This is a genomic window from uncultured Cetobacterium sp. (assembly GCF_947039425.1).
Classification (GTDB): Bacteria; Fusobacteriota; Fusobacteriia; order Fusobacteriales; family Fusobacteriaceae; genus Cetobacterium_A.
The window spans coordinates 1-6,848 of the sequence record NZ_CAMQYW010000082.1; the positions used below are offsets into that span (position 1 = coordinate 1).

Consider the following 6,848-nt stretch of genomic DNA (forward strand, 5'->3'; position numbering starts at 1 on the left):
GATCTCATTAGCACTTTTATTAGCTTTTGCAAATGAAGAATTAAGGATTAAAGGTATTACAGTATCAGCTGGGAATGTTCACATTAATAACACAACTGAAAATGCTAGAAAAATAACGGGATATTTTAGAAAAGAAATACCAGTTTCTAAAGGTTGTGAAAAACCAATGTTTAGAAATATTGTAACAGCATCAGAAGTTCATGGAGAAAGTGGAATAGGGAAAGTAGTTTTAAAAAATACAGATAAAAAAATAGAAGAAAAAAATGCGATGGAATTTATAGCAGAGGTATTAAAAAAAACAGAAGAAAAAGTAACAGTTGTAATAACGGGACCAATGACAAATATTGCTGTTTTTTTAATAAGTTATCCAGAATTAAAAAATAAGATAGAGAAATTTGTTATTATGGGTGGATCATCAATTGGTGGAAATGTGACCCCATCCGCAGAATTTAATATTTATGTAGATGCCGAAGCAGCGGATATTGTTTTTAAATCAGGTATTGATATTGTACTTTGTCCACTTGATGTAACGATGAAAGCTTATATAACAGAGGAAGATTTGGAAGACATAAAAAACATTGGAAATTATGCTTCTGAAATAGCATATGGTGCTATAAAAAATTCTTTAGAATTTTATAAGGAATTTTACAATACAAACAAAGTACCAATGCACGATCCATGTACAATAGCGTATTTGTTAAATAGTGAAATTTTCAAAGGAAATGAAGCTTTTGTAGGTGTAGAATTAAAGGGTAAATACACATATGGAGAGACAATAATTGATTATAGAAATAAACTAGGAAAAAATAAAAATGCTTTAGTTTTAAACGAGATAGATAGAGAAAAATTTGTAGAGATGTTGAAAAAAGCTATAAAAAGTATATAAAAAAAACTGGAATTTTCCAGTTTTTTTATATACTTGATTTTTTTAATTTTTTATTAATTTCAAAGATTTTAAATAAAATTCCTGTTGTAATAAAAGTTAAAACATCTGCAAAGGGAAGTGTTAACCAAATACCAGTAACTCCAAAGAACTTTGGAAGAATAAGTATGCCAACAATCATAAATATTATTCCTCTGCAAATAGAGATGAAATTAGCTAAAGAAGCTTTGTTCATAGCTTGTAAATAAGATATATTTATAAAGTTAGCTCCAACAAAGATAATGGCACTTGTGTATAAAAATAAACCTTGTGCTGTATATTCAATTAAAGGTTTTTCAGTGGTAAAAGTTTTTACAACATCTATAGAAAATATTTTAACTAATATAAGTGAAATTGTTGTCGCAACAAAACAAAATTTATGTGCAAATTTAAAAATATCTAAAACCTTATGATAGTTATGTCTACCGTAATTAAAACTTACAATTGGTTGAATTCCTTGAGCAAGACCCGTAAAGAACATTCTTAAAATAACAAAAGAATAAGAAATTATTCCATAAGCAGCTATTCCTTTTTGTCCAACAGTAGAGGCCAAACTAATATTTAAAAGGATGGTTATAACCATAACAGCAAATTCCAATATAAAAGAGGAAAATCCTAAAGAACATATTTTATACATTAATTTCCACTGGATATCTTTAATATTAAAATCAAATTTAAAAGATGAATTAAAAAAATGTAAACATAGATATCCAGCAGATAAAATTTGTCCAATAGCAGTTGCGTAAGCTCCTCCTTCAATTCCCATCTTCATAGGAAAAATAAAGACATAATCTAAAATAATATTAGTAGCAGCTCCTATAAATAATGAGTTCATAGCTCTTTTAGGAGCATTATCATTTCTGACTATAGCATTTAATGATATTGAAATCATTAGGAAAAAAGATGAAATAATACAAGGATAAATATACTTTTTAACCATAGGAAGTAATAGTTCTGTTGCTCCCAAAGAAATCATAATAAAATCTGAGAATATAAAAACTATACTAGCTATTAAAATATAGAAGATAATATTTAAAATAATGGTATAAGTAAAACTTTGATTTTTAAATTTTTGATTATCACTATATAAAGAGATTAAGGTTGCTCCACCAGCTCCAAACATAAGGCTTAAGGCAGCAGTTAAATTAACAATGGGATAACCTATATTTACAGCAGCTATTCCTATACTACCTATTCCTCTAGATATAAAAACTCCATCTGCAACAACATATAGGGAGTTAACAAGCATTCCTATTGCAGCAGGAATGGCAAATTTATAAAAAAGTTTACTGATATTGCTATCACTTGATAAAGTATTAGTTAAATTCAGGGTATTTGTTGACATTTTTCTTAAAATCCTCTTCCTTTTCAAGCCTTTCTAAGGCTTTCATTTCACGTTTAGTCATAATAAAAGTAACAGTTACAGAGAGAATATCAGCACAAGGAACTGCTAACCAAACTCCTTTAACACCAAAAAGTTTAGAAAGAACAAGAACTAATGGAATTAGAAATAAAACTTGTCTTGATAAACTTAAAAACATTGTTGTTTTAGGTTTTCCTGTAGCTTGAAAATATATAGCTGCAATTATTTGAAAACCTAAAAATGGAAACATCATTGTAAAAATTTTAAGACCACTTGAAGCTACTTTTAATAGCTGAGGATCTTTCGTAAATATTACTATAAAATATGGAGATAGAAATTGAATAGCAAAGAAACCTAAAGTTGATATAACAGTTGCTCCTTTAACAGCAAGTTTAAAGGCTTGGCTTACTCTATGATATAGTTTAGCTCCATAGTTAAATCCTAGAATAGGTTGAACACCTTGATTAATACCAAAAATAGGCATTAAAATAAAAGTATTTACAGCGTTGGCAATAGTCATTGCTCCAACAGCAACATCCCCACCATATTTCATAAGAGAACTATTTACAACTAAAGTAACAACACTAGATCCCATTTGAAGAATAAAAGGACCTGCACCAATCATAAGTATATTTTTAATATTATTTAGATTTAGTTTTAAATTAGAAGTAAATAATTTAATTCCACTCCATTTAGATTTAAAGTATCCGACAGTCCATAACATAGAGACTATTTGAGAAATAACAGTAGCAATAGCAGCTCCTTTAACACCCATATTAAGACCAAAAATAAAAATGGGATCAAGAATAATATTAGTAATAGCTCCTAATAAAAGAGTCATCATAGAAATTTTAGGATTTCCATCAGATCGAACAGCAGCATTTGTAGTATAGCCAACAGTTAAAAAAGGAAAACCAAGAGCAACAATAGATAAATATGACTTAGCATAAGGTTCAGTATGTATACTTGCTCCAAGCTTATGAATGTATAAATCCATAGTAAAAATAACAATAATAGATAAAATTAATCCAAAAATAATAGATAAAGAAACACCATTCCCTAGATATTTTTCTGCCAAAATTTTATTTTTTTTACCTAGTGAAATTGATATATTTGTAGCGGTTCCCATACCGATTAATAAGCAAAAAGCAATTGAGATAATCATAATAGGAAAGACAATTCCAACTCCAGCAATGGCAAGAGAACCAATTTCTGGAATATTTCCTATATAAATTCTATCAACAATATTATATAAGGCATTTACCAACATCCCAACCATAGCAGGTAAGGAAAATTTTAATAAGAGTTTTCCAATAGCTTCTTCTCCCATTTCATTATATTTTTCAGACATTAACCCCTCCTAATGTAAAGTGAAAAAACATATTTAAAACGTTTTAATAGTAAACAAATATCACTATAAATATAGAATATAATTATATTCTGAATGGATATTATATCTTAAAACTTTTGAAAAAGCAATTGAGATAATAAAAAAAACATTGAATTATAAACAGAAAAGATAGTAATATATATCATGCATAAAATAATTAAGTAACAAAATTAGAATGAAAGGTTGGTATTTATATATGGTGAGATTAAATTTAAGTATTAATAAAGATTTGAAAGAGAGCTATTATATACAAATATATAAACAAATAAAAAAACAGATACTGAATACTACGATAAAAGAGGGAGATAAATTACCATCAATAAGACAAGTTGCAATAAAATTAGATATAAATCAAAATACAGTTATACAGAGTTATCACTTATTAGAAGAAAAAGGATTTATCAATAAAATATCAGGAAAAGGTTGTTTTGTTGCAAAAATATCAGACTTTAAAATAGAACAAAAAGAAATAGCTTTAATAGAAAGCTTTAAATATGGTCAAAAAGAAAAAAATGGAATTGATTTTTATAATGGAACACCAGCTTATGAATATTTTCCAATAAAGCAATTTGAACAATTTACAAAAGAGGTAATCTCAGAGTGTGGTGGAGAAATTTTTCAATATCAAAGTGTACAAGGAGTAGATAGCTTAAGAGAGATATTAGCTGAAGATTTAGAAAGAGATGGAATATTTGTAACAAAAGATAGAATTCAGATTACTTCAGGAACTCAGCAAGCTTTAGATATAATAATAAAATTATTTACAAAAGATAGAAAACCAACAGTAGTTTTATCTTCGCCCACTTATCCCAATGCTTTAAATATATTTAAAGATTGTTGTAATATAAAAGACATGGATATTAAAAAAGATGGATGGGATTTAGATGAATTTGAAAAATTATTAAAAGAGGAAAAAATAGATTTTATTTATGAAGTTATAAATTATCAAAATCCGACAGGTGTTATTTGGAGTTTAGAAAAAAGAGAAAGATTATTGAAATTATCAAAAGAGTATAATTTTTATATTATAGAAGATGATAGTTTTTCTGAATTTTATTATACTGATGAAAAGCCAGAATTATTAAAAAGTTTAGATAAAATTGGAGAAGAAAAAATAATTTATATAAAAACATTCTCAAAAATTTTAATGCCAGGGATAGGATTAGCATTGATGGTTGTTCCAGAAAATTTATTAGAAAATATTCTTTTAGTTAAATATGGATTAGATACAACAACTTCAGGTTTAAATCAAAAAATATTAGAAAAATTTATAAAAACAAAAGAATTGGAAAATCACCTTTTAAATATTAGAGAAATTTTTAAAAAGAAAAAAGAACTGATGTTTGAGCTTTTAAAAAGAATTCAAAATTTAGAAATTATGCATATTCCAGAAGGTGGATTTTTTATATGGGTTAAATTAGCTGATTGTATAGATGGTGAAAAATTTTATAAAGAATGCAAAGAAAATGGAGTTTTCTTACTTCCTGGAAGTGTTTTTTATAGTGACAGAAGAGATGCTTGTAAAATAAGATTAAGTTTTATCTCCCCATCCCTTAAAGAGATAATAAAAGGGATAGGGATTATAGAACATTTATTACTTCTTTCTGTAATTGAAAACTCTAAAACATGTGGAAACTAAAATTATACCTAGGGCCATAGATCCAGCAGTAATAGAAGTTTCGATACCTTTTAAAAGAGATTCATGATACTTATTTTGAATAAGATATAACATTGTATAATATACTCCTCCTCCAGGAGCTAGAGGAATTAATGCAGCAATTAAAAGTGTAGGAACAGTTGTTCCTACAAGTTTAGCTGTAGCTTCAGAATAAAAAGCAGTAATTGTAGTTGCTATTAAAAAACAGACCGGATATGTGTATCCCTGTTCTTTTAATACTAAATAAACAAACCAACTAATAGCTCCACCAATACCAGAATAAATAATAAATTTACCTCTTACATTGAATAAAATAGCAAAACTTACTGTAATGAAAAATGAAAAAAGAACTTCTAAAAAAATCATTAAAAACCACCATTCCCTAAAAATAAAGTTAAAATAAGACCGGCACCAATTGCAATAGCAAATCCAATCATAATCATTTCCATAGCTCTAGAAGTTCCAGCAACTAAATCCCCAGCAATAATATCTCTAATTGAGTTGATAAAAGCAACTCCAGGAACAAGAAGCATAAGTGTTGAAATTATACTAATTGATGGGTTTGAAATAAAACCGATTTTAAAGAAAAAACAAGCTGTAAATGTACAAATAGAGCTGGAGATAAGATTAACAAAGAAACTATTTAATTTTAATCCAGAAATAAGATATTGAAAGATACTGGAAAAAGCTCCAGCAATAAAAGCTACGGCAAAATCATTTTCGTCTCCTTTAAAAGAAACAATAAAACTAGCCCCACCAAGAGCAGTTGCAAAAAGTTTTATTTTAAAAGGATGTTCTTCTATTTTTTCAATTTCATTAAGTTTTGATTTTAATTGACAAAATGAGTACTTATCAATATTTTTAATAAGGGTATTAATTTGATGTATTTTGTCTAAATCCGTTGTTCTAGAGTTAATTCTTTCAACAAGAGAAACGATTTCTCCTTGTCCATTTTTTCCAGAAGCAATAATACAAGTTAAAGTAGCAAAACAATCAACTTTCAAATTGAACTTTTGTCCAACTTTACTAACAATTTCCTCAACTCTATAAACCTCAGCTCCACTAGTTAAAATTATTTTTCCAGCAAAAGCAGCTAATTGGAGTATATGATGTTCAGAAATAAACTGCAAATTTTTCATAAAAACTCTCCTGTGAATATAAATATTATTTTAATATCCTAGCATTAAAGTTATTAAAAATCAATAATATCATGAACAAAAAATAAGAATAATCGAACAAAAAAAAATAAAATAAAACAGTACATTTTAAAAACAAAAAAAACAAAAACCACACAAAATAAAAAAATAAATAAAATGCATTGACACAAAATAAAAGTTATGGTAATATATCTTTGTTCTCAACGAAACGTTGTAAACGCCTGGGTGGCGGAATAGGTAGACGCACAGGACTTAAAATCCTGAGCTATCTGATAGCGTGCCGGTTCGATTCCGGCTCCAGGCACCATATGGTGATCATAGTTCAGTTGGTAGAGCGCGAGTTTGTGGTACTCGTTGTC

6 protein-coding genes and 1 tRNA gene are annotated in these 6,848 nt (G+C 27.5%); 3 read left to right on the top strand and 4 right to left on the bottom strand.

Annotated elements, in window-relative coordinates; translation table 11 throughout:
* Positions 1-886, top strand: an 886-nt coding sequence (locus tag Q0V09_RS05785; RefSeq protein ID WP_297487627.1) for a nucleoside hydrolase, incomplete at its 5' end; no start/stop codon positions are given.
* A gap of 25 nt (positions 887-911) precedes the next feature.
* Here the strand turns inward: Q0V09_RS05785 and Q0V09_RS05790 are convergent.
* Together Q0V09_RS05790 and Q0V09_RS05795 are read right to left on the bottom strand one after the other, a co-directional pair.
* A complete protein-coding gene (locus tag Q0V09_RS05790; RefSeq protein ID WP_297406070.1) occupies positions 912-2,267 on the bottom strand; it encodes an MATE family efflux transporter in 1,356 nt (451 codons plus the stop codon).
* A complete protein-coding gene (locus Q0V09_RS05795; protein ID WP_297487629.1) occupies positions 2,239-3,636 on the bottom strand; it encodes an MATE family efflux transporter in 1,398 nt (465 codons plus the stop codon). The genes Q0V09_RS05790 and Q0V09_RS05795 overlap by 29 nt, the downstream gene beginning before the upstream one ends.
* Before the next feature lie 235 nt (positions 3,637-3,871).
* Between Q0V09_RS05795 and Q0V09_RS05800 the strand changes: the two genes are divergently transcribed.
* Entirely contained in the window at positions 3,872-5,314 is a 1,443-nt protein-coding gene (locus Q0V09_RS05800) for a PLP-dependent aminotransferase family protein (protein ID WP_297407386.1), read from the top strand.
* On the opposite strand, the gene Q0V09_RS05805 is transcribed toward Q0V09_RS05800, so the two are convergent.
* Together Q0V09_RS05805 and Q0V09_RS05810 are read right to left on the bottom strand one after the other, a co-directional pair.
* A complete protein-coding gene (locus Q0V09_RS05805; RefSeq protein ID WP_297407388.1) occupies positions 5,270-5,698 on the bottom strand; it encodes a threonine/serine exporter family protein in 429 nt (142 codons plus the stop codon). The genes Q0V09_RS05800 and Q0V09_RS05805 overlap by 45 nt on opposite strands.
* Positions 5,698-6,471, bottom strand: coding sequence for a threonine/serine exporter family protein (locus Q0V09_RS05810; protein WP_297407390.1), 774 nt, complete (start codon positions 6,469-6,471; stop codon positions 5,698-5,700). The genes Q0V09_RS05805 and Q0V09_RS05810 overlap by 1 nt, the downstream gene beginning before the upstream one ends.
* 237 nt (positions 6,472-6,708) lie before the next feature.
* On the opposite strand from Q0V09_RS05810, the gene Q0V09_RS05815 reads away from it, so the two are divergent.
* Positions 6,709-6,796: transfer RNA gene (locus Q0V09_RS05815), tRNA-Leu, on the top strand.
* Positions 6,797-6,848: the final 52 nt, after the last annotated feature.

What these genes read in the sequence shown, in the direction of transcription:
- Q0V09_RS05810 (WP_297407390.1), bottom strand. Translation starts at nt 6,471, where the DNA reads ATGAAAAATTTGCAGTTTATTTCTGAACATCATATACTCCAATTAGCT.
- Q0V09_RS05795 (WP_297487629.1), bottom strand. Translation starts at nt 3,636, where the DNA reads ATGTCTGAAAAATATAATGAAATGGGAGAAGAAGCTATTGGAAAACTC.
- Q0V09_RS05805 (WP_297407388.1), bottom strand. Translation starts at nt 5,698, where the DNA reads ATGATTTTTTTAGAAGTTCTTTTTTCATTTTTCATTACAGTAAGTTTT.
- Q0V09_RS05790 (WP_297406070.1), bottom strand. Translation starts at nt 2,267, where the DNA reads ATGTCAACAAATACCCTGAATTTAACTAATACTTTATCAAGTGATAGC.
- Q0V09_RS05800 (WP_297407386.1), top strand. Translation starts at nt 3,872, where the DNA reads ATGGTGAGATTAAATTTAAGTATTAATAAAGATTTGAAAGAGAGCTAT.